This is a genomic window from Geminocystis sp. NIES-3709 (genome assembly GCF_001548115.1).
GTDB lineage: Bacteria > Cyanobacteriota > Cyanobacteriia > Cyanobacteriales > Cyanobacteriaceae > Geminocystis.
Map to the genome: position 1 here is coordinate 2994545 of NZ_AP014821.1, position 22487 is coordinate 3017031.

The 22487-nt window shown below is 34.9% G+C and carries 17 protein-coding genes; 13 read left to right on the forward strand and 4 right to left on the reverse strand.

Annotation, left to right across the window (positions count from 1 at the left end; translation table 11 throughout):
- Positions 1 to 143: 143 nt before the first annotated feature.
- The gene (locus tag GM3709_RS19800) at positions 144 to 3014 is read left to right on the forward strand and encodes an FG-GAP-like repeat-containing protein (RefSeq protein WP_066119914.1); all 2871 of its coding nucleotides are present in this window, start codon (positions 144 to 146) and stop codon (positions 3012 to 3014) included.
- Between the two features lie 4 nt (positions 3015 to 3018).
- On the opposite strand, the gene GM3709_RS12860 is transcribed toward GM3709_RS19800, so the two are convergent.
- A complete protein-coding gene (locus tag GM3709_RS12860; protein WP_066119915.1) occupies positions 3019 to 3687 on the reverse strand; it encodes a response regulator transcription factor in 669 nt (222 codons plus the stop codon).
- A gap of 301 nt (positions 3688 to 3988) precedes the next feature.
- Here GM3709_RS12860 and GM3709_RS12865 point away from each other — a divergent pair, with 301 nt between their 5' ends.
- From GM3709_RS12865 to GM3709_RS12880, 4 genes are all read left to right on the forward strand, one after another.
- Complete coding sequence (locus GM3709_RS12865) at positions 3989 to 4756, forward strand: phycobilisome rod-core linker polypeptide (RefSeq protein ID WP_066119917.1); 768 nt, start codon at positions 3989 to 3991, stop codon at positions 4754 to 4756.
- Between the two features lie 268 nt (positions 4757 to 5024).
- Positions 5025 to 5339: a CpeR family transcriptional regulator gene (locus tag GM3709_RS12870; RefSeq protein WP_231937562.1), complete on the forward strand. Its 315-nt coding sequence runs from the start codon at positions 5025 to 5027 to the stop codon at positions 5337 to 5339.
- A 21-nt stretch (positions 5340 to 5360) separates the two neighbouring features.
- Complete coding sequence (locus GM3709_RS12875) at positions 5361 to 7922, forward strand: PAS domain S-box protein (RefSeq protein WP_066119919.1); 2562 nt, start codon at positions 5361 to 5363, stop codon at positions 7920 to 7922.
- 105 nt (positions 7923 to 8027) lie between these two features.
- On the forward strand, positions 8028 to 9257 hold the full coding sequence (locus tag GM3709_RS12880; RefSeq protein ID WP_066119921.1) for a dicarboxylate/amino acid:cation symporter: 1230 nt from the start codon (positions 8028 to 8030) through the stop codon (positions 9255 to 9257).
- Between the two features lie 10 nt (positions 9258 to 9267).
- On the opposite strand, the gene GM3709_RS12885 is transcribed toward GM3709_RS12880, so the two are convergent.
- Positions 9268 to 9708, reverse strand: a complete 441-nt coding sequence (locus tag GM3709_RS12885; protein ID WP_066119923.1) for a DUF2656 family protein — start codon at positions 9706 to 9708, stop codon at positions 9268 to 9270.
- Positions 9709 to 10054: 346 nt separating this feature from the next.
- Between GM3709_RS12885 and GM3709_RS12890 the strand changes: the two genes are divergently transcribed.
- The 3 genes from GM3709_RS12890 (at position 10055) to GM3709_RS12900 (ending at position 12821) form a co-directional block, all read left to right on the forward strand.
- Positions 10055 to 10462 (forward strand): helix-turn-helix domain-containing protein, encoded by a 408-nt coding sequence (locus GM3709_RS12890; RefSeq protein WP_066119925.1) that lies wholly within the window; start codon positions 10055 to 10057, stop codon positions 10460 to 10462.
- An 88-nt stretch (positions 10463 to 10550) separates the two neighbouring features.
- Positions 10551 to 12020, forward strand: a complete 1470-nt coding sequence (locus GM3709_RS12895) for a carotenoid oxygenase family protein (protein ID WP_066119927.1) — start codon at positions 10551 to 10553, stop codon at positions 12018 to 12020.
- Positions 12021 to 12503: 483 nt separating this feature from the next.
- Positions 12504 to 12821 carry a cupin domain-containing protein gene (locus GM3709_RS12900; RefSeq protein ID WP_066119929.1) on the forward strand — a complete coding sequence of 106 codons (318 nt, stop codon included), beginning with the start codon at positions 12504 to 12506 and terminating at the stop codon, positions 12819 to 12821.
- Positions 12822 to 13020: 199 nt separating this feature from the next.
- On the opposite strand, the gene GM3709_RS12905 is transcribed toward GM3709_RS12900, so the two are convergent.
- A complete protein-coding gene (locus GM3709_RS12905) occupies positions 13021 to 13275 on the reverse strand; it encodes a hypothetical protein (RefSeq protein WP_066119930.1) in 255 nt (84 codons plus the stop codon).
- Positions 13276 to 13517: 242 nt separating this feature from the next.
- Between GM3709_RS12905 and egtD the strand changes: the two genes are divergently transcribed.
- The 3 genes from egtD (at position 13518) to GM3709_RS21790 (ending at position 19572) form a co-directional block, all read left to right on the forward strand.
- A complete protein-coding gene (gene egtD, locus GM3709_RS12910) occupies positions 13518 to 14516 on the forward strand; it encodes an L-histidine N(alpha)-methyltransferase (protein WP_396229708.1) in 999 nt (332 codons plus the stop codon).
- A gap of 24 nt (positions 14517 to 14540) precedes the next feature.
- On the forward strand, positions 14541 to 15884 hold the full coding sequence (ovoA, locus tag GM3709_RS12915; protein WP_066119933.1) for a 5-histidylcysteine sulfoxide synthase: 1344 nt from the start codon (positions 14541 to 14543) through the stop codon (positions 15882 to 15884).
- 199 nt (positions 15885 to 16083) lie between these two features.
- Positions 16084 to 19572 carry a calcium-binding protein gene (locus GM3709_RS21790; RefSeq protein WP_066119935.1) on the forward strand — a complete coding sequence of 1163 codons (3489 nt, stop codon included), beginning with the start codon at positions 16084 to 16086 and terminating at the stop codon, positions 19570 to 19572.
- Between the two features lie 23 nt (positions 19573 to 19595).
- On the opposite strand, the gene GM3709_RS21485 is transcribed toward GM3709_RS21790, so the two are convergent.
- Complete coding sequence (locus GM3709_RS21485; protein WP_231937563.1) at positions 19596 to 19736, reverse strand: hypothetical protein; 141 nt, start codon at positions 19734 to 19736, stop codon at positions 19596 to 19598.
- Between the two features lie 22 nt (positions 19737 to 19758).
- On the opposite strand from GM3709_RS21485, the gene GM3709_RS12925 reads away from it, so the two are divergent.
- On the forward strand, positions 19759 to 20202 hold the full coding sequence (locus GM3709_RS12925; protein WP_231937564.1) for a M10 family metallopeptidase C-terminal domain-containing protein: 444 nt from the start codon (positions 19759 to 19761) through the stop codon (positions 20200 to 20202).
- 439 nt (positions 20203 to 20641) lie between these two features.
- A complete protein-coding gene (locus tag GM3709_RS12930; RefSeq protein ID WP_066119939.1) occupies positions 20642 to 22216 on the forward strand; it encodes an Hsp70 family protein in 1575 nt (524 codons plus the stop codon).
- Positions 22217 to 22487 lie beyond the last annotated feature (271 nt).

A 22487-nucleotide genomic window follows, 5' to 3' on the forward strand; every position in this document is an offset into this window, starting at 1 on the left:
CCACCGCCACTTGTGGTGATCGATCACAACCCCCCCTTGACGATGGAAGGATCGAATTATCAAAATTTCATCAAAAAAACCGTTGAGCAAACTTTTCTTGATCTGATACCATAAAAATTAATAATTATTTCGCCGTGAAAACTATGGCAGATCCCACCTTCCAAACACCCACAACTAACCCCTTCGGACTAACGGATGTAGGGGATAATGCCTCACCCCATTTGGTCGATATAGACGGTGATGGGGATTTGGATGCTTTCATTGGCAATCTTGCTGGTAATACAATGTTTTATCGCAACACAGGCAGTGCTTCCGCCCCCTCTTTCTCCTCCGAAAGTAACAATTTCGGACTAACCAATGTGGGTAATTATGCGAGTCCCTCCTTGGTGGATATAGACGGGGATGGGGATTTGGATTCTTTCATTGGTGCATTTAATGGTAGTACAATATTTTATCGCAACACGGGCAGTGCTTCGGCACCCTCCTTCTCCTCTGAAACTAACAACTTCGGACTAACCAATGTGGGTGGTTGGGCATCACCCGATTTGGTGGATATAGACGGGGACGGAGATTTGGATGCTTTCATTGGTAATTTCATTGGTGATACAATGTTTTATCGCAACACGGGCAGTGCTTCCGCTCCCTCCTTCTCCTCCGAAACTAACAACTTCGGACTAACCAATGTGGGTATTTCTGCGAGTCCCTCCTTTGTGGACATAGACGGGGATGGGGATTTGGATGCTTTCATTGGTAATAATTATGGTAATACAATATTTTATCGCAACACGGGCAGTACTTCCGCTCCCTCCTTCTCTTCCTCTACCACTAACCCCTTCGGACTAACGGATGTGGATAATTTTGCGTCACCCTCCTTTGTGGACATAGACGGGGACGGAGATTTGGATGCTTTCATCGGCAATATTTTTGGTAATACAATATTTTTCTTGAATGATCTCCCCGTAGGAGTTACCATAACCCCTACCGGCAACGACACCACAGTAACGGAAGGAGGCACAACAGACACCTATACCATTGTTCTTAATACACAACCCACTAGCGATGTCATCATTACCTTAACGGGTACGGTACAAGCAACCACCGACACCACAACCATCACCTTTACCTCTGGTAACTGGAATACACCTCAAACAGTCACCGTTACAGCAGTGGACGATACCGTAGGGGAAGAAGTCCACTACAGCGCTATTAACGCCACCGTTTCCAGTGGTGACACTAACTATAACGGTATTAGTGTCGATCCAGTACGAGTGATTATTGACGACAACGACTTACCTCAAGAAGATCCCACTTTTCAAACACCCACAACTAGCCCCTTCGGACTAGGTAATGTGGGTAGTTCTGCATCCCCCACCTTTGTAGATATAGATGGAGACGGCGATTTGGATGCTTTCATTGGTAGTCAAGATGGTAATACTTTTTTTTATCAGAACACAGGTAGTGTTTCTGTTCCCTCCTTCGTCTCCGAAAGTAACAACTTCGGACTAACTGATGTGGTATATTCAGCGAGTCCCTATTTCGTTGATATAGATGGAGATGGAGACTTAGATGGTTTTATTAGTAATAATGATGGTAATACGATATTTTATCAGAACACAGGTAGTGTTTCTGCTCCCTCCTTCGTCTCCGAAAGTAACAACTTCGGACTAACTGATGTGGGTACTTCTGCATCCCCTACCTTTGTAGATATAGATGGAGATGGAGATTTAGATGCTTTTATTGGAAATAATGATGGTAATACAATATTTTATCGCAACACGGGTAGTGCATCTGCTCCCGTCTTTTCTTTGGAAAGTACTAATCCCTTCGGACTCAGTGATGTGGGAAGTTTGGCTAGTCCCTATTTCGTTGATATAGATGGAGACGGGGATAAGGATGCTTTTATTGGTGATTATTTAGGTAATATACTATTTTACCGCAACACAGGTAGTGTATCTGCTCCCTCCTTCTCCTCCCCTAGCACTAATCCCTTCGGACTCAGTACTGTGGCATATTTCGCTAGTCCCACCTTCGCTGATATAGACGGAGATGGAGACTTAGATATTTTCGTTGGTACTCTGGAAAGTAATACAACATTTTTCTTGAATCAAGATAATTCAGCTCCTATTGTAGATAATCCCATTGTCGATCGAACTACCTTTGAACAGGTTGCCTTTAACTTTGCTGTACCAAGTAACACCTTTAGTGATCCAGACGTAGGGGATACTCTTACCTACAGTGCTACTTTAGCTGATGATAGTGCTTTACCTAGTTGGTTAGATTTTGATGCTAACACTCAAACATTTTCAGGCACACCCACCAATGGTGATATTGGCAGTATTTCCATAAAGGTGACGGCAACAGATACGGGCAATTTATCGGTAACTGATACCTTTGACATAGAGATTCAACAGTTACAAATTTTGGTAACTAACTCTACGGGGGGCAGTGATACTCTTGCGGGGGGCATAGGATTTAACCTCGTCGATGGTGCTGGAGGTAATGATTCCATCTCAGGGAATGTTTTAACAGATACCCTTAAAGGTGGTAGCGGTAACGATACCCTTAAAGGCTCTGATGGAGATGATCTTCTCGATGGTGGTAGCGGAAATGACCTCCTGAAAGGTGATAATGGTAATGATGTTATTACGACAGGTAGTGGCAATGATACCCTTGTGGGTGGTAGTGGTAATGATACCTTAACAGGGGGTAGTGGTGCTGACTATTTGCGCTTTAATTCTCCTACGGAGGGTATCGATCGAGTTACGGACTTTAAAGTACTAGATGACACCTTTTTAATTAATAGTAGTAGTTTTGGTGGTTTAACGGTAGGAACTTTGGTTTCAAATCAATTCTCGATCGGTTCTTCGGCAACTACAGCAAATCAATTTGTCTATAATTCTACGACGGGAGCATTATGGTTTGACTCTGATGGTAGTGGTGGTAATCCGGCGGTGCAAATTGCTACGTTAAATAGTAAATTGGCATTAACGAATCAAGACTTTATCGTGATCTAATTTATTATCCTAAACGATAACCCATACCATGAACTGTCTCAATTAAATTTTCTGGAGCTCCTAGAGCTTTTAATTTTTGTCTTAAACTGCGAATATGTACTTTCACGGTATGTTCTTCTGGTGGATCTTCTAATGACCAAATATGGTCAATCATAGCATGACGGCTAAGTACTCGCCGACCATTTCTTAAGAGCAACTCTAAGATACAATACTCTTTAGGAGTTAATTTAAGAGGTTGATGATTATACGTTACTTCATAAGTACTGGGATTTAATTCCAATTTATGCCATGCCAATATTGTTGGTAATGAAATATTTCCCCTTCTTAATAAGGCTCGAATACGAGCGAATAACTCTCCTAAGTCAACAGGTTTAATTACATAATCATCAGCCCCCGCATCTAAACCGACAATTTTATCACTGATGGTATCTCTGGCGGTAATCATCAAAATCGGCATTTGATAATTCTGCGATCGAAGTTGTTGACAAAGATTGATACCATCAAGACGGGGTAACATAACATCTAAAACTAATAAATCATAATCGACAGCTTTGATATAATCCCAAGCTAAAACTCCATCTCCAGCAATGTCAACGGTATATAGTTGATCTGTCAGAGCTTCTGCTAAAGTTTCAGCGAGAGAAAAATCATCTTCAACTAAAAGAATTCTCATGACAAAAAAACATCGCTAAAAGGATTTAAGTTAAGAAAAAATAATTGCATAATATAAAAAAATGCCAATGACGAATTTTATGATAAAGTGTTGCAAAATACAACGAAATATTAAGTTTTGTTACAAAAATTAGATTTTGAATAATCTTTCCGATTTATTTACTTTTTTATTACCCTTTTCTTTACAGCCTATCTGATATATTTTCTGTAAAGTTCGATTCATAATATTTATATTTCTTTGTATAGTCACCATAAATTATGAGAATCGATCGATAGTTTAATAAAAGGAATAAATCAGACAAATGGCAACTTTAACAGAAACTTTAAGCAATAGCCCTGTGGAATTGTGGTCACAACATAATGAAGATGAATTACAATTAGTGATTCGATCGGCTTATAAACAAGTTTTGGGTAATGTTCATATTATGGAAAGTCAGTGTTTAGATAATGCTGAATCCATGCTCAGAAATAGTGATATTACCGTCCGTGAATTTGTGAGAATGATTGCACAATCAGAATTATATCAATCTTTATTTTTTCATTCTAATTCACCTTATCGTTTTATTGAATTAAATTGTAAACATTTATTAGGACGAGCACCTTTAGATCAAGAAGAAATCTCCGAACACGTTAAAATTTACAATGAACAAGGTTATATAGCAGAAATAAATTCCTATATTGATAGTGAAGAATATAACTCTACATTTGGAGAAAATATTGTTCCTTTTCCTCGTAGTCTAAAAACTCAAAAAGGGATAAAAAATATAGTTTTTAATCGTACTGTGTCATTATTAGGTGGATTTGCTAGTAGCGATAATGGCAAAAAAGCTCAATTAGTTTCGACTATTGCGACTAATTTACCACAAAAGATTAAGGTAACATCTTCTGGAATTGCTAAGGCTTATAATAATACCAGTAAAAAATTCTATATAGTAGTTAGTCAATCAGGTTCAAATCCATTGGTTAAACAAAATAACACTACTTACACCGTTAGTTATTCTCAATTATCTCAACAGATTCAGAATATACATAAAATTGGTGGAAAAATTGTTTCTATTGTCGAAAAATAGTCAAATTTTATCTTAGAAAACTCATAGGTTTTATATATTAGAAAACAGTAAATATTTTTGGTATTTTTAATTTTTTGGTTGAGGAAATTTTTAGTAACTATAAAAGAATCAACAAATTTTAAAATTTACCAAATAATAGGAATATTTAATCATTTTGAGCAATCAATTATTAATAACAAAAGTATTGAAACTTTTATAAAACCTGAACCCTAAAACCTTATACATTTTCATCATCAATCAAGATATTTCATAAAAGCATCTCATTTTAATGATAGCAATGTTACCTCCGATCGCTAGTAAAAAAATGCAGACTTGGATTAGAAGTCGTCATCTGATTTTTGCTGACAAATTCTTAATATTGGAAACTTTTGACTATTCAACCATCGAAAGATTTGAAGAATGTGTTATTAGTTTAGGAGGGGAATTTATTTGTGTTCATCCTTTAAAAAAAGTTTGGCGAGGAAATCATCGAAAGGTGATTCTTTATCAAGCAAAGGCTGTTTTTAATAATCCAAATAATCCTATCAAACAGTACTGGTATGAAAATGGCAGTCATTACACCAGATTTGATGAACGATGTTAGATAATGGATCATAAATAATTGATGAACAAGTCTTATTTTTTACTTCAAGGATTAGTGAATAAAATAGCCCAAAGAATTCATCAATCCTTTAAATTAGAAGAAATTCTGGCGACAACTGTTGAAGAAACAAGAGAATTTTTACAAGTCGATCGAGTTTTAATTTATCGTATTTGGGATGATGGTACTGGTAGTGCTATTACAGAGAATGTTAAATCACCATACCCTGAAATTTTAGGTCAAACTTTCCCTGAAGAAGTTTTTCCGCAACAATATCATCAAGAATATATTGAAGGTAAAACCCTTGCAGTTCATAATGTTGAAAAAAGTCATATCCGTCAATGTTTATTCCATTTCATTCAACAATTTGGTGTTAAAGCAAAATTAGTTGTACCAATTATTCAAGAAATTAGAAAAAAAAATTTTAATGTTAATTCTTCCTCTTCTGAACAAAAATTAGACATCGAAACTACTCCCTATCTTTGGGGTTTATTAATCGCCCATCAATGTAGTAAAGTCAGAATTTGGAATGAAAAAGAAATAGAGTTAGTTAAACAGTTAGCTACCCAAGTTGCCATCGCCATTAAACAAGCAGAACTTCATACTCAATTACAACAATTAAATAGAGAATTAGAAGAAAGAGTAAAAAAGAGAACAGAAGAACTAGCCTTAAGTAACGAATCTCTAAAAGCAGAAATAATTGAACGTCAACGCACAGAAATTGCCCTGCGTCATACCAATCAAACCTTAGAATCTTTAATTTCAGCTTCTCCTCGTGCTATTTTTACCCTTGATTTGGAAGATAAGGTTAAAATTTGGAATCCGGCAGCGGAACAAATATTCGGTTGGAAAGCAGAAGAAGTAATCGATCGTGTTAATCCAGCTATATCAAAAAATAATCTCGAAAAATATCAAATTATCAAAGAGAATATTCTCAAAAATATTACTCCTTCTAGCATAGAAATAAAACAACAAAAAAAAGATGGATCAATTATAGACATTGTTTTTTCCGCCGCACCGATAACTAATACAGAAGGGAAAATTAACGGCATAGTCGCAGTCGTAGCGGATATTACCGAACAAAAAAAACAAGCAGAACAAGTCAGATTACTTCAATCTGTAGTTATCAATACTAATGATTCTATTATTATTACAAAAGCTGATACAATTGATGAACCGGGGCCAGAAATAATATATGTCAATGAAGCCTTTACTAAAATGACAGGTTACACCCTCGAAGAAGTCTTAGGAAAAACCCCTCGCTTACTTCAAGGAGAAAAAACTAATCGTGTAGAATTGGATAAAGTGCGAAATGCCTTATCTCAATGGCAACCTGTGACTGTTGAAGTAATTAACTATCGTAAAGATGGTAGTGAATTTTGGTCACAATTTAGTGTCGTACCAGTAGTATCTCAAAATAATACTATTACTCATTGGATTTCTGTACATCGAGAAACGACTGAACGAAAAAAGAATGAAGAAGCATTACGTCTTAGTGAAGAAAGATTCCGTCAAGTTGTAGAAAATGCCTTAGATATGATTACCATTGTCGATCGTAATGGCAAAATTTACTATCAAAGTCCTTCAGTCGAAACAGTTTTAGGCTATACGACAACTCAATTTATTGAAAAAAACTTTTTTGATTACATTTACCCTGATGATAAGAAGAATATTCAAACAAGCGTTATTAACTCTATTCAAAATACTTTAAAAGTTATTAATCCCGTAGAATTTCGTTGTCAGCATCATAGTGGAGGATGGCGTAATTTAGAAGCAATTACTCAACAATTTATTGATAACGTGCCTACAGCTAAAATTGTTATTACCTCCCGGGATATTTCCGAAAGAAAACGATTAGAAGAAGTGCGTATCGCTTTAGAAAGAGAAAAAGAATTAAACATTGTTAAAACTCGTTTTTTCTCTATGGCTTCCCATGAATTTAGAACACCTTTAAGTACAGTTTTAGCCGCCGCCCAAGTTTTAGAAAATGCTTCTGCTAATTCAGAAAATCCCGAAAAACAACTACGCAATTTGTATCGTATCCAAAATTCAGTAAAAAATATGGTTCAACTTTTGGATGATATTTTGACGATTAATCGTGCAGAGACGGGAAATTTGGAATTTAACCCAAAACCTTTAGCATTAGAAACTTTTTGTCGTCAATTTATAGAAGAAATTAAACTTAGTACTGGTACAGAACATCAACTTGAATTTTTTTGTAAAGGAAAGAGAATTAATCCTTCTTTAGATGAAAAATTATTACGATCGATCTTAGCTAATTTACTTTCTAATGCGATTAAGTATTCCCCTCAAGGAGACAAAATCCATTTATATTTGAAATTTTACAGTAAATATATTGAAATACAAGTTCAAGATTCGGGTTTTGGTATTTCTCCAGAAGATCAAACAGAAATATTTGAGCCTTTTTATCGAGGTTTAAATGTACGTCATCTTACTGGTACAGGATTGGGTTTAGTGGTGGTAAAAAAATGTGTTGATTTACATGGAGGTAATATTAATCTGGAAAGTGCCATCGATCGAGGAACAACAGTTACTGTTACATTACCCGTTACAATGGAGAGTTGAATTCTCTCTTTTCTTGCAAATTAATTGTTTTAAAGTTTGATAAATTTGCTACAAATTGCCCAAGTACAATCATTGATCATGGAAATATTTTGTGAAACATAAATCATGAGTCTATCTACATTTATCCTCATTGCTTTAGCAATTGGTATTGGCTTTGGCACATTTCTTAACACTACATTTCCCGCTAGTGTCGGTAATTTGGATCTATATTTTTTCCTTCCTGTAGGAGAATCTTTTTTGCGTCTAATACAGTTTTTAGTCGTGCCGATCGTATTTTCATCCCTAATTCTAGGGTTTTCTCGTATTCAAAATGCTTCTCAGGTAGGTCGTTATACTGCTAAATTATTAAGTAGTTATTTGGTAACAACAGCTATTTCTTTATCTATTGGTATGGGAGTCGCATGGTTTTTGCAACCCGGAAGCGGACTGACAGGTTTTGAAATTCCAGAAACTTCGATCGCCTCAGAAACCCCATCCTTAATTGATTGGCTCGTTAGTCTTATTCCTATTAATCCCCTTCAGGCTTTAAGTGAGGGTAATCTACTTCAAATTATTTTTTCAGCAGGAATTTTTACCGTAGGCATTCAACTAGCAGGAGAAAAATCCAAGCCTTTTATAAGTTTAATGGAAAGTATTTATGCTATTAGTGAAAAAGCCTTATCAATCATTCTCTACACCGCACCTTTAGGAGTTTTTGCTTTAATTACTTCCGTGATTGCTACCCAGGGCATTGGTTTAATAGTTAAGTTGTTGGCTTATGTATTAGGCTTACTCTTTGCAACTTTATTGATGACAGGTTTTTATGTGATTATTTTAGTCCTTCTCAAAGAACAACCGGGTAAATTTTTTAGTAGTATTGGTGAAGCGTTAATTTTAGCATTTGGTACAGCTAGTTCTAATGCCGCTTTACCTGTATTACTACAAAATATTCAAGAGAAATATGGACTAAGTGAAGATATTGCCAGTTTTGCCATTCCTCTTGGTACAGCTTTAAAACGAGATGGTGCGGCAATTTTACAGGGTTTTAATGCTCTTTTCATTGCTCAAATTTATCATGTACCCATGACGACTTCTCTAATTACCGCCGTTGCTCTTAGTAGTTTGTTAGTATCTTTCAGTACGCCCGGAGTACCCGGATCGGCTTTAATTACTATGGCGACAGTATTGTCAGCTTCAGGATTACCTTTAGAGGGAATTGCGATCGTGGCAGGAGTCGATCGATTAACAGACGGATTTAAAACCGTGATTAATCTTATTGGTAATAGTGTAAATGCGATCGCCTTAAGCCATTGGGAAAGATCTCCAGAAACAGTAAAATTAAATACTGTTGGTTAAGTTATGGAAATTATACCGATAAAACCTTAAATATTTCATGTTCAGAACGTCCAGATATTAAAGTATCCCAATTGATTGATTTTAAAAATTCCTCTGGCGACAAAGTTTCTACCACATCTACTCCCCAATCACCAAAGTCTAACGAATTAGGGCTGGAAGTATTAGCGGGAGTATTTTTTATCCCCCCCAAAGCTAATACACGGTAAGGCAATTTTTCCCCTAACTCTATTTCACGAAAATTGACCAAAACCTTAACTAACATATTGCTTACAATCTCAGGAGTTTCCTTTGTTTTAATTTCACAAATCCAATGAGGATGATCAATTTGATTTACTTCCCAATTATTAGGCAAGTTATTTTTAAACCCTTGACAAAATTTTTCCCTTGATAATGGAGGGGCTATATCTTCTGTAATACTGTAATTATGAGATAAAAGAAATCTATTTAACATAAATTATTTATCAAAACTCTTGTAAATTTAGTATTAATTAAGTATAACTCAGATTTTATGTCAGAACAATAATACTATCAAAAAAAACGGGAAAAACCAATTTTACGAGTGTTAAAATCAATTTTTGTTACTTTTTCCTCTTTCCTTTTCCTTCTTTTTACCGATAATTTTATGTCGAACGGAGGTTATTTATTATTAATGCCAACAATCAGTTCTTGATTTATCAGTATTTCTCCTATCTCCTACCCTCACCAAAAAACTTTTTTAGTAAAGCCTAAATATAATTATTCTAAATGACTTATCATAAACTATATAATTTAAAAAGATTGAATATAAAGAGTTGCAAATGTCAATTTTAGAAGAACTAGATGATTTTATTAATAAAGCAAATGATTCCAGAGAAATCAAAAGAGCGATCGCCGTAAAAATGCAGATACAAGGAGTAAATTATAAGAGAATACAAGAATTATTGTCTTGTTCACAAAGTTTTATCAGTAAATGGAAAGGCGAATTTAGTAGAAAAGGAACTGAAGGATTAAAATTAAAATATAAAGGTAGTAAAAGTTACTTATCTGTAGAACAACAAACAGAAATTATTAGATGGATAGAAACACAAAACGGCATTACACGGGAGTTATTAGAACAGGAAATATTAAATAGATATTCTGTAGTTTTCGCCTCTGAGCAAAGTTACTATGACTTATTGAAAAAAGGGGGAGTTAGTGGGAAAAAATCACAAAAAAAAAAGAAATGAAGATTCGGTAAAAGAAAACACAAAACAGTTGATATATAATGATCAGTAAAGAATTATAAATAAATATTAATTTATTTTAAGCAATATTATGCGATCGTTAGAAAAACTTTCTTACTCATATTCATTATCAGATTGGCGACAAGGTTATGAATCTCAACCTCAAGAATCAGAATATATTATTGATAATATAGAAGGAGAAATACCTGTAGATTTATCAGGGACACTATATCGTAATGGTCCGGGATTGTTGGAAATTTATGATACACCCTTACAACATCCTTTTGACGGTGATGGCATGATTTGTTCTTTTAGTTTTGATAATGGGCAATGTTTTTTCCGCAATCGCTTTGTTAAAACAAGAGAATATATAGAAGAACACAAAGCTGGTAAAATGCTTTACCGTGGCGTATTTGGCAGTCAAAAACCGGGGGGATGGTTAGCCAATTTATTTGATATTCGGGTAAAAAATATCGCTAATACGAATGTTATCTATTGGGGAAACAAATTATTAGCCTTATGGGAGGCTGCACAACCTTATTCTCTTAACCCTGAAAATTTAGAAACGATCGGGCTAGATAATTTAGAGGGTACTTTACAACAAGAAGATGTTTTTAGCGCACATCCAAGAATCGATCGTCAATCTTTATTCAATCATGGTAAACCTTCTTTAGTTAATTTTGGGATTAAACCCGGACTTTCTAGTACTATCACTGTATATGAATTTGACGAATTAGGGAAAATTATCGATCGATATAGTCATATAACAAAAGGATTTTCGTTTATTCACGATTTTGTCATTACACCTAACTATTGCATATTTTTTCAAAACCCAACCACTTATAACCCTTTGCCTTTTATTTTTGGTCTTCGGGGAGCTGGAGAATGTGTTAACTTTGAAAGTAATAAACCAACTAAAATTATTTTAATACCTCGTAATACACCTCATGATCAGATTATAACCTTAGAAGTTGAAGCGGGATTTATTTTTCATCATAGCAATGCTTTTGAAGTTAACAATACCGAAATAATTATAGACTCTATCTGTTATTCTCAACTTAGCCAAATTGATCCAAAGAGTAGCTATAAAGAGGTAGATTTCGATAAACTTGCACCAGGGCAACTATGGCGGTTTAAACTTAATTTGACAACGAAACAAGTTATCAAAGAGTTAATTAACCCACGTTGTGTTGAATTTCCTTCTATTAATTCGGAAAATGTAGGACGAAACTATCGCTATATTTTTATTGGTGCTAGTGATCATCCGACAAAAAATGCACCTTTACAAGCCCTGCTAAAATTAGACTTAATTACTAAGCAAGAACAATTATATTCTTTTGCTCCAAAAGGTTTTACTGGTGAACCAGTATTTATACCTAAAAAAAATCCCGAATCAGAGGATGATGGCTGGGTATTGACTTTGGTTTATGATTCTACTTATCACCGTTCCGATTTAGTCATCTTTGATGGTAAGAACATTAGTCAACCAATTGCCACTTTACACTTAAAACAACATATTCCCTATGGATTACATGGTAGTTGGAAAGAAAAAAATAATTAGGTTTTGTCGGATCGATCGATAAATTGAAATGAGGAGTTTCAGAAAAATAAAAAACCCCATTTTTCAACTTTTAAATTCCTCATTAACAATCGAAGAAGTCTATTATTGATATACTTTCTAGCCATCTGTTGTATAAAAACTGATAATTCCAAGAACCTTGAAAAGCTATACAATTGCTGAAATCCCCAGAAAATCTTTATGAAAATGCTCTTTGATTACGTCTGTTAGTCCATCAATTGCTTTGCTTAATTCTTCAATTTGTATTCGTCTGACCACTGCTAAAACTGATGATATAGCAATAAACGGGTTAGTTAAGACATTCTCAAAATCTTTGTCATTCCGAGCATAGAGAGGAATCTCAAAACGTCCTAATCAACTCGTTATCTACTATACTAGGTAAGATAATATATGTGTTACTTGTTAAAACAGTTACAAGGAAATTTTATTCTTTGAGAGTTTTTAAGTGGTTGTTCCTTTTCCATCATGATTAATCCTGAAAATTTATTCCATAATATTCCTTTTCTGGTTGAGGAAGAAGATTTCTCCGAACTATTAAACTATCGTAACGTTGTCATTGAAAGAATTGTTAGTAGCGATCGCCCCGATAATAAAGTTTATAATCAAGAACAAGACGAATGGGTAATATTAATTGAGGGAGAAGCACAGTTAAAAATTAATGATGATATTGTTAACCTGAAAGCATGGGATTATCTCTTTATTTCTGCTCAAACTCCTCATCAAGTCTTGACAACTTCTAGGAATTGTATTTGGTTAGCAATCCATATTTATCCCCATAATTGAAGAATGGAATACTAAAGATTTGAAAACCAATTTTATTTTCTGAGGGTATAAACAACTTGGTTACGCATTTGCCAATAGTGTCTTGCTAAAATCAAGAGGTATATTTTTTATAAACCTGTCATTTTCACAAGAAATATAAATATTTTCTTGAGCTTGAACATTCATCCAATTAATCTGTTTTTTCATTTTATCACCTACTCTACTCGTCAATATTTATCCTTGACTTTCTATAACTTTCTCCATTTTTTCTAGTATCATAATATCTTAATTTTATTATATTTTTCTTCTGTAATTGATGGTTAAAAAAATCTTGTTTAAAATAGTTAAAAACATTTACTTGGTTATTTTTATGATTTTTATAAGCCTCATCTGTTAATAATTTTAGACCGAGTATATTTTTATAAATATTAGTAAATAAGTTACCATTAGGGATTATTTCGACTATTTTCTCCATTGCTTCAATTGCACAAAAATGAAGAAGGTAAATAAAACTTGATGTTAAGACAACTGTTGATTAAATTTTACTGGCAACAGTGAAAAAAAGAAAATGAGGTCGTCCAAAAGGCTCAAAAAAAATTTGACACAGACAAAGATATGTGATTTTTTTTTGGCAAAAATATTATTCTAATGATAGGATTGTAGGAATTTAACTTTCAAAATTTGTATTCCTAAATACAATCATTCATTACCAAATTAATTATGTTGATTACTAACCAAGATAAAAAAATAGACATCAAATATCTGGAGAATTTTTCTCTTACTAACGATGAAGGTGCGGATGTTATTCAAGGATTAATTAGCATACCAAAAAGTTTACCATCAAAATATTTTTACGATCGCCTTGGTTCAGAATTATTTGAAAAAATTTGTGACTTACCTGAATATTATCCTACCCGTACCGAAACAAGTATTTTAACTACCGCTAGTAAGGAAATTGCTGACATCACAGGGATTTGCGAATTAGTGGAATTAGGTAGTGGTAGCTCAACGAAAACCCGTCTGCTATTATCTGCTTATGATAGTTTAGGTAAACCTTGGCAATATGTACCGATCGATGTTAGTAGCGAAATTCTCAAAAATACTGCCTTACAATTGCATGAAGAATATGATAATCTGTCCATTTTAGGTTTAGTGGGAACTTATGAACAGGCTTTATTACAACTTCCTTCCTCTTCTTTATCCCAACGGATGATTATTTTTTTAGGAAGTACATTAGGTAATTTTACTCATCAACAAAGTGATCTGCTTTTCAATGAAGTCAGAGATATATTAACAGTGGGAGATTATTTTCTATTAGGCATCGACTTACAAAAACCTGTGGATATTTTGGAAAATGCTTATAACGATAGTCAAGGTATAACCGCAGCATTTAACCTGAATATGTTATGTCATATTAACCGTTGTTTTGACGGAAATTTTGACATAAATTTATTTAAACATCAAGCTATTTATAATCAAGAAAAGCAACAAATTGAGATGTATTTATACGCTCAAAAATATCATAAAGTCAGATTAGATAAATTAGATTTAAACATCAATTTTAAAGAAAATGAGCCAGTTTTAACGGAAATTTCTCGAAAATTTAACTTAAATCAAATGCAAGAATTTTTAGCAAATCACCAATTAAAAACTATCAAATATTGGACTGATGAAAATAAATATTTTGGATTAATTTTAACTCAACTTTGTCAATAAATATTAATCTACTAACTAACAATTATGCTATTAACTAACAGTCATAAATATTTACTATTAAATAAGTGCAGTAAAATAGATATTATTAATTATTTAAAGGACTCTTGGGAAACAGAAGATTTATTATTTAAAAGTATTCTTAATCCTGAAACATTTTATCAAAATCCCGACTCTTTACGCAATCCTCTTATTTTTTATTTAGGACATTCTGCGGTTTTTTATATTAATAAATTAGTTATTCTTGGCTTATTAAAAGACAATCAACGAATTAATCCAGACTATGAAAAATTATATGAAATGGGAGTAGATCCAGAAACACCAAAAGAGTTACAACAAGCTATTGCCTCTGTAGAATGGGCAAAAGTAGAACAATTATGGCATTATCGTCACCAAGCCTATGAAACAGTTATTAATATCATCGAAAAAACTCCCCTGACTTTACCCATAACTCCCGATAGTGTTTGGTGGGGAATAGTCATGAGTATCGAACATCAAAGGATACATATCGAAACTTCGTCGATGTTGATTCGACAACTGTCGTTAGAATTAGTAACGAAACCAAGTCAATGGAATTATGCAAAGTCTCAAGGAAAACCGCCTCAAAACGAGATGATAAAAATAGAAGGAGGCATAGTAACATTGGGAAAGAAAAAAGACGATAATCTTTACGGTTGGGATATTGATTTTGGCGAAAGAGAAGTGATAGTTAATCCCTTTGAAGTTAGTAAATATATGATTACTAACGGCGAATTTTTAGAATTTGTTAATAACAAAGGTTATGATAATCAAGATTATTGGGATGAAATAGCATGGCAGTGGAAACATGAAAATAACGTAATTTATCCTAAATTTTGGCGAAAATCTGAAAATAATTATACTTATCGTTTAATGTTTGATGAAATTGATTTACCTTTAGATTTTCCAGTAGAAGTAAATCGCCACGAAGCTAATGCTTATTGTCATTATCTATCGAAAAAATCAGGAAAAAAATATCAGTTAATGAGTGAAGCACAATGGCAATTTCTTCAACAAAAAAGCGATGATAACGTTAATGACTATAACCTCAATTTTAAATTTATTTCCCCTCATCCTGTGGGTAGTTTAGAAATTGCAAAAAATCCTCAAGGTATTTACGACTTAAGAGGAAATGTGTGGGAATGGTTAGAAGATATTTTTACCCCTTTATCAGGCTTTAAGCCTCATTATTTATACCCAGATTATTCTGCAACTTTTTTCGATAATCGTCATTATATGCTTATTGGTGGATCCTGGGCAACCAACGGTTATGAGGCAACACCTTATTATCGCAACTGGTTTCGTCCTTATTTTTATCAACACGCAGGATTCAGAATCACATCCAGATTATGATTTCTTCAAAACAAAAATTATAGTTATTTCAAATAATAATGAGAGATTATCAGATGCTGTGAGGCTTATCAAAGTTTTCCAAATTATTGGGGAAGTCTATTGTATAAACTATTATCCTATAATATTATAGGCATAGGTATGCTCTTTTTTTTTTATATTAAGATTTTTTTAAGATGTTACAAATAAGAAATTAAAAGTTATGACTATCAATCATTACGGGGTTTCTAGTATTTTAACGGCTTCTCTTACCCAAGTGCAACAACTTTTAGGTAGTTGGTCAGAAGACATTATGTCTAGAGAGGGTAATACATATTTAGCTTTTGGTGAGGAATTTGATCGAACCGCCTTAAATTCTATCTTACAACCATGGCTTAATCAAGATTTTACGATTATTCCACCGATAAAAATATTAACCCCAGAACAGTTAAATGGTGCTAACGGTGCATTCTCCACACAAACCAACACCATTTATCTCTCCAGTGCTTTATTGACAGAAAACAACACCAATTCTCTGATCCGTGTTTTACTAGAAGAAATTGGACATAAAATTGATAGTGTAATCAATACGAAGGATACTCAAGGTGATGAAGGAGCGATTTTTGCTTCATTAGTGTTAGGGGAAAGTCTGTCGGAATCGCAATTACAACAGTTACAAGCAGAAGATGATACAGGGATAATTCTAGTTGATGGACAGACGATCGCTGTGGAGATGGCGAATTTTACTGGAACTGCCGGAAATGACAATATTACGGGAACTTCTGGAAATGATGTTATTCTAGGTTTAGGAGGAAATGATACCTTAGGTGGTGGAGATGGAAACGATCGTGTAGATGGAGGGGATGGTGATGATGTCATTCGTGGTGGTGCGGGGGATGATAATGGCTACATTGATGCTAATAGATACGGTTTAGCTGGGGGTAACGGGAACGATCATATCTTTGGCGAAGCTGGTGATGATCAGTTATACGGTGAAGCCGGGAATGATACCTTAGGTGGTGGAGATGGAAACGATCGTGTAGATGGAGGGGATGGTGATGATGTCATTCGTGGTGGTGCGGGGGATGATAATGGCTACATTGATGCTAATAGATACGGTTTAGCTGGGGGTAACGGGAACGATCGTATCTTTGGCGAAACTGGTGATGATCAGTTATACGGTGAAGCCGGGAATGATACCTTAGGTGGTGGAGATGGAAACGATTATCTTAACCCCGGTTTTGGAGTAGATAGCGTAGATGGTGGTTTAGGTAGTGATAGAATGGAGTGGAACTTGTCAAGTGAAACCACTCCCATTACCATTACCTATACTGATACCAGTAACGGTACAGTATCCAATGGTACAGTCTTCAAAAATATAGAAAGTTTTTATGTTACTACAGGCAGTGGCAATGATAATATCAACCTCAGTGCCTCTACAAATTCAATAATTTTGGGCAATGGTGGCAATGATACGATACAAGGAGGTTCCGGAAGCAATTATGTAGATGGAGGGTATGGTAATGATACCTTAGATGGTAAAGATGGAATCGATCTTGTATATGGAAGGTATGGTGATGATGTCATTCGTGGTGAAGCAGGGAATGATACCTTAGATGGTGGAGCAGGGAATGATACCTTAGATGGTGGAGATGGAGACGATTATCTTATCCCCGATAGTGAAGTAGATAGCGTAGATGGTGGTTTAGGTAGTGATAGAATGTATTTGTACTTGTTAGGTGAAAACACTCCCATTACCATTACCTATACTGATACCAGTAACGGTACAGTATCCAATGGTACAGTCTTCAAAAATATAGAAAGTTTTGATGTCACTACAGGCAGTGGCAATGATAACATCAACTTGAGTGCCGCTACCAGTAATTCACACGTGTATGATACTGGCGGCAATGATACAATACAAGGAGGGGATGGAAGCGATCGTATAAATGGAAGGGATGGAGATGATAGTATTCTTGGTGAAACGGGGAATGATGAATTATACGGCTTCACCGGTAATGATACTTTAAATGGAGGGGATGGAAACGATGATGTAGATGGAGCGGAAGGTGATGATGTTATTCTTGGTGAAGCGGGGGATGATACCTTAGATGGCTTAACCGGTAATGATACCTTAGATGGAGGGGATGGAAGTGCTAGTATAAATGGAGGGGATGGAGATGATAGTATTCTTGGTGGTGAGGGGTTTGGATATTTAGCTGGTGGTAACGGGAACGATCGTATTCTTGGCGAAGCGGGAAATGATATTATTCTTGGTGAAGTGGGGAATGATACCTTAGATGGAGGGGATGGAAGCGCTAGTATAAATGGAGGGGATGGAGATGATGTCATTCTTGGTGGTGCCGGTAATGATGATAGCTACTTCGGTTTAGTTGGGGGTAACGGGAATGATAGTATTCTTGGTGAAGCAGGTAATGATTACTTAGACGGTGAAGCCGGAAATGATACCTTAGATGGTGGGGATGGAGACGATTATCTTATCCTTGGTACAGGAATAGATAGCGTCGATGGTGGTTTAGGTATTGATGACATATACATGAATTTGTATTTGTTAGGTGAAAACACTCCCATTACCATTAACTATACTGATAGCGGTAACGGTACCGTATCCAATGGTATAGTCTTCAAAAATATAGAAAGTTTCTATGTTACTACCAACAATAGCAATGATAACATCAACCTCAGTGCCGGTACAGGTAATTCAATAATTTGGGGCAATGGAGGCAATGATACGATACAAGGAGGTTCCGGAAACGATGGTGTAGATGGTGGGGGTGGTGATGATGTCATTCTTGGTGGTGCCGGTAATGATGATAGTTACTATTTTTTCTCGAACGGTTTAGTTGGGGGTAACGGGAATGATAGTATTCTTGGTGAAGCAGGTAATGATTACTTATACGGTGAAGCCGGGAATGATACTTTAGAAGGTGGAGATGGGAATGATAGTATCACCGGTAGTGAGGGAGATGATATGATGATTGGTGGTGTAGGCAATGATAGCTATAGTGTTGGTAGCAGTTTAGATGTAGTCATGGAGTTAACTCGTGAAGGTACAGATTTAGTTAATAGTGCCATTAACTATACCCTCGGTAGTAATGTAGAAAATCTGACTTTGTTAAGTGGTACAGCGACTACTGGTACAGGTAATACTCTCGATAACGTGATCACGGGTAACACGGGCAATAATAACCTCAGTGGTTTAGATGGTAATGATAGTATTTCAGGAAGTGACGGAGATGATACCATGATTGGTGGTGTAGGCAATGATAACTATACTGTGAGTAGCAGTTTAGATGTAGTCACAGAGTTAGTTAGTGAAGGTACAGATTTAGTTAATAGTGCCATTAACTATACCCTTGGTAGTAATGTAGAAAATCTAACGCTGTTAAGTGGTACAGCTACCACAGGTACAGGTAATACTCTCGATAATGTTATCACGGGTAACACGGGCAATAATAACCTCAGTGGTTTAGACGGTAACGATACTCTCACCGGTGGCGATGGAAACGATAGCCTCAATGGTGGTAATGGGAACGATCGTATTTTAGGGAGTGACGGAGATGATACCATGACAGGGGGTGTAGGCAATGATCGCTATACTGTGGGTAGCAGTTTAGCGGGACTTAAACTAAAAATATTAAACTATGAGTCTCAAATCGTTATAAATCAAAGATTTTACATAGATCGATAACTTTTCCTTTTATACCAAGAGTTTCAGCCGTTTTTATGACGTTTACCTAAATCTCTTACTCTGACTGTATTTGAAGCTATTTTTGCACCAAAATTTTTCAAAGTACCGTTAGATGTCGTCACAGAGTTAACTAGTGAAGGTACAGATTTAGTTAATAGTGCCATTAACTATACCCTTGGTGATAATGTGGAAAATCTGACTTTGTTAAATGGTACAGGAACTATCGCTACAGGTAATACTTTAAATAACATCATTACAGGTAACAGTGGTAATAATAGCCTTAGTGGAGGTGACGGTAACGATACTCTCACTGGTGGCACTGGTTTAGATTCATTCCGCTTTAACTCTACCTCTGAAAGGCTCGATCTTATTACTGATTTCAACGTCACTGATGACACTATTCAGGTTTCTCGTAGCGGTTTTGGCGGTAGTTTAGCAGTTGGTACATTACTATCAACTCAGTTTGAACTAGGTACATCGGCTACTACTTCTGCTCATCGATTTATTTATAATTCTAGTAATGGTGGTTTATTCTTTGATGTGGATGGTAGCGGTGCAACGACTGCGGTGCAAATTGCTACTTTAAATACTGGTTTAGCCTTGACTAATGCTGATATTGTGATAATTTAACGATCGTAGTTTGTTTTCAGGGTTTAAAGAAACCAATGCCTTCTCTACAAACTTATGATAATTGATCTATTCATTGTCAATTGTACATTAGACCTCTCCAAGAATTAAAAATAAAATCAATTCTTATAAAGAAATAATAAAATTAAGATTATTTTTCTCTGCTCCCTGCTCCCTAATTTCTGGAGATGTTTAATACAAGTTTGGCAAATTCACCAACGAAATGTATTCGGACTCAATGTAATCATATTTTTATGCCAATATATACAGCATTTCAATTAGAATGTCTAAAAATTAAACATTAAGATGAATCATTTTGCTTTGAGAAGTCCTATTTACATTAAAGCACTTCAAGAAACCATGAATAAGTTACGATCGCTCAAGGTTGCGTAACGTCAGGTTATAATTAGTCATTAGAAAATCCTCACTTTTAATTTATTAAATGACGATCGCCATTGACTTTGGGACAAGTAATACTGTCATTACCCGACTTAACTCCAATACAGGTGAAGGAGAAATTATTAAATTGCCTAGTATTGCTCAAAATAATCCTCCGTTAATTCCCAGTTTAGTATATGTCAGTAACGCCCAAGAAGAAACTATTATTATTGGACAAAAAGTTAGAGATAAAGGCTTAGATGTTAGTAATAATCCTCGCTATTTTCGTAACTTTAAGCGCGGAATAGGTGCACAGATTCAAGGATTTTTACCTCAATTAGACGATCGAAATATTACCTTTGAGCAAATTGGACAATGGTTTTTCAATGGTATTTTAAAGGAATTGGGAGAAACTCCCGATAGTTTAATTATTACTGTACCTGTGGATAGTTTTGAAAATTATCGTCATTGGTTAACAGGAATTTGTCAACAGTGGAATATTAATCAAGTAAGAATATTAGATGAACCTACTGCCGCCGCTTTGGGTTATAGTTCTCAAAACGATGATTGCCTTCTTGTAGTGGATTTTGGGGGAGGCACGATCGATTTTTCCTTAGTAGAATTAGACTTAGGCAAAAACCGTCAACCTCAGGGTTTTATCTTGAAATGGGGGGAAAAATTACTTGGAGAAAGTTCAGCCCAAAAAACCAAATTAGCTAAAGTGATTGCTAAAGCAGGAACAAATTTAGGAGGTTGTGATCTTGATAATTGGATATTGGACTATTTTCATAATAATCAAGGAATAGTAAAATCATCCCTTACCAATCGATTAGCAGAAAGATTAAAAATTCAACTATCGACTCAAGAATCCGCTCAAGAAGTATTTTTTAACGATCGTACCCTAGAGACTTACGATTTACGACTAGACAGAACAAAATTTGAGCAAATATTGACCGAAAACCAATTTTTTGACAAATTAGACCAATTAATGGAAAACGTCTTACAACAGGCAAAAAGAAATGGTATAGATACTTTTTACATTGACAAAGTTTTATTAGTCGGCGGTAGTGGACAAATTCCATCGGTACAAAATTGGCTACAAAAATATTTTCCCGTTGAAAAAATTAAAAACGATCGACCTTTTTCTGCCATTGCTTTAGGTGCATTAAAATTAGAACAAGGGTTACAAGTCAAAGATTTTCTTTATCACAGCTACGGTATCCGTTATTGGAATCGTCGTCAAAAACGTCACGATTGGCATACAATTATCCCCACTGGACAACCTTATCCTATGACAAACCCCATAGAATTGACTTTGGGTGCATCCATAGAAAATCAACCCAGTATTGAATTAATCATCGGAGAGTTAGGAGAACAAAACACCAGTACTGAAGTATATTTCGATGGCGATCGATTGATAACCCGTAACATCACATCAGGAGAAAAAAAAGTTCAACCCCTCAACGATACAGAGAAAGGAAAAACCATTGCCCAATTAAATCCTAAAGGCAACCCCGGAGTCGATCGAATCAAAATATTCTTTAGTGTCGATGAACAAAGATCTCTTAAAATTACCGTAGAAGACCTATTAACCAACCAAACTTTATTAGATCAAGTAACTGTAGCAGAGCTAAGTTGAAATAGTATTCTATTGCTAAGTCAGATAAGTTTTAATTACTATTCCCAAACCCTTTGTTAATCACAAGATTTCTTACATCTAAATCAGCTAATACTCAGAAATGAATTTGATTTTCACTTAAGTATAAATACTATGTTAAAGAAATAATACTCATTTCGTAATCATTTCAATTACCAATAACTTAAATTATGTAGTATCTGAGGATAATTCTGTCAAAATTTTATGACAAAATACCTTACTTCAAGAAATATACTCATTACGAAGATCTACT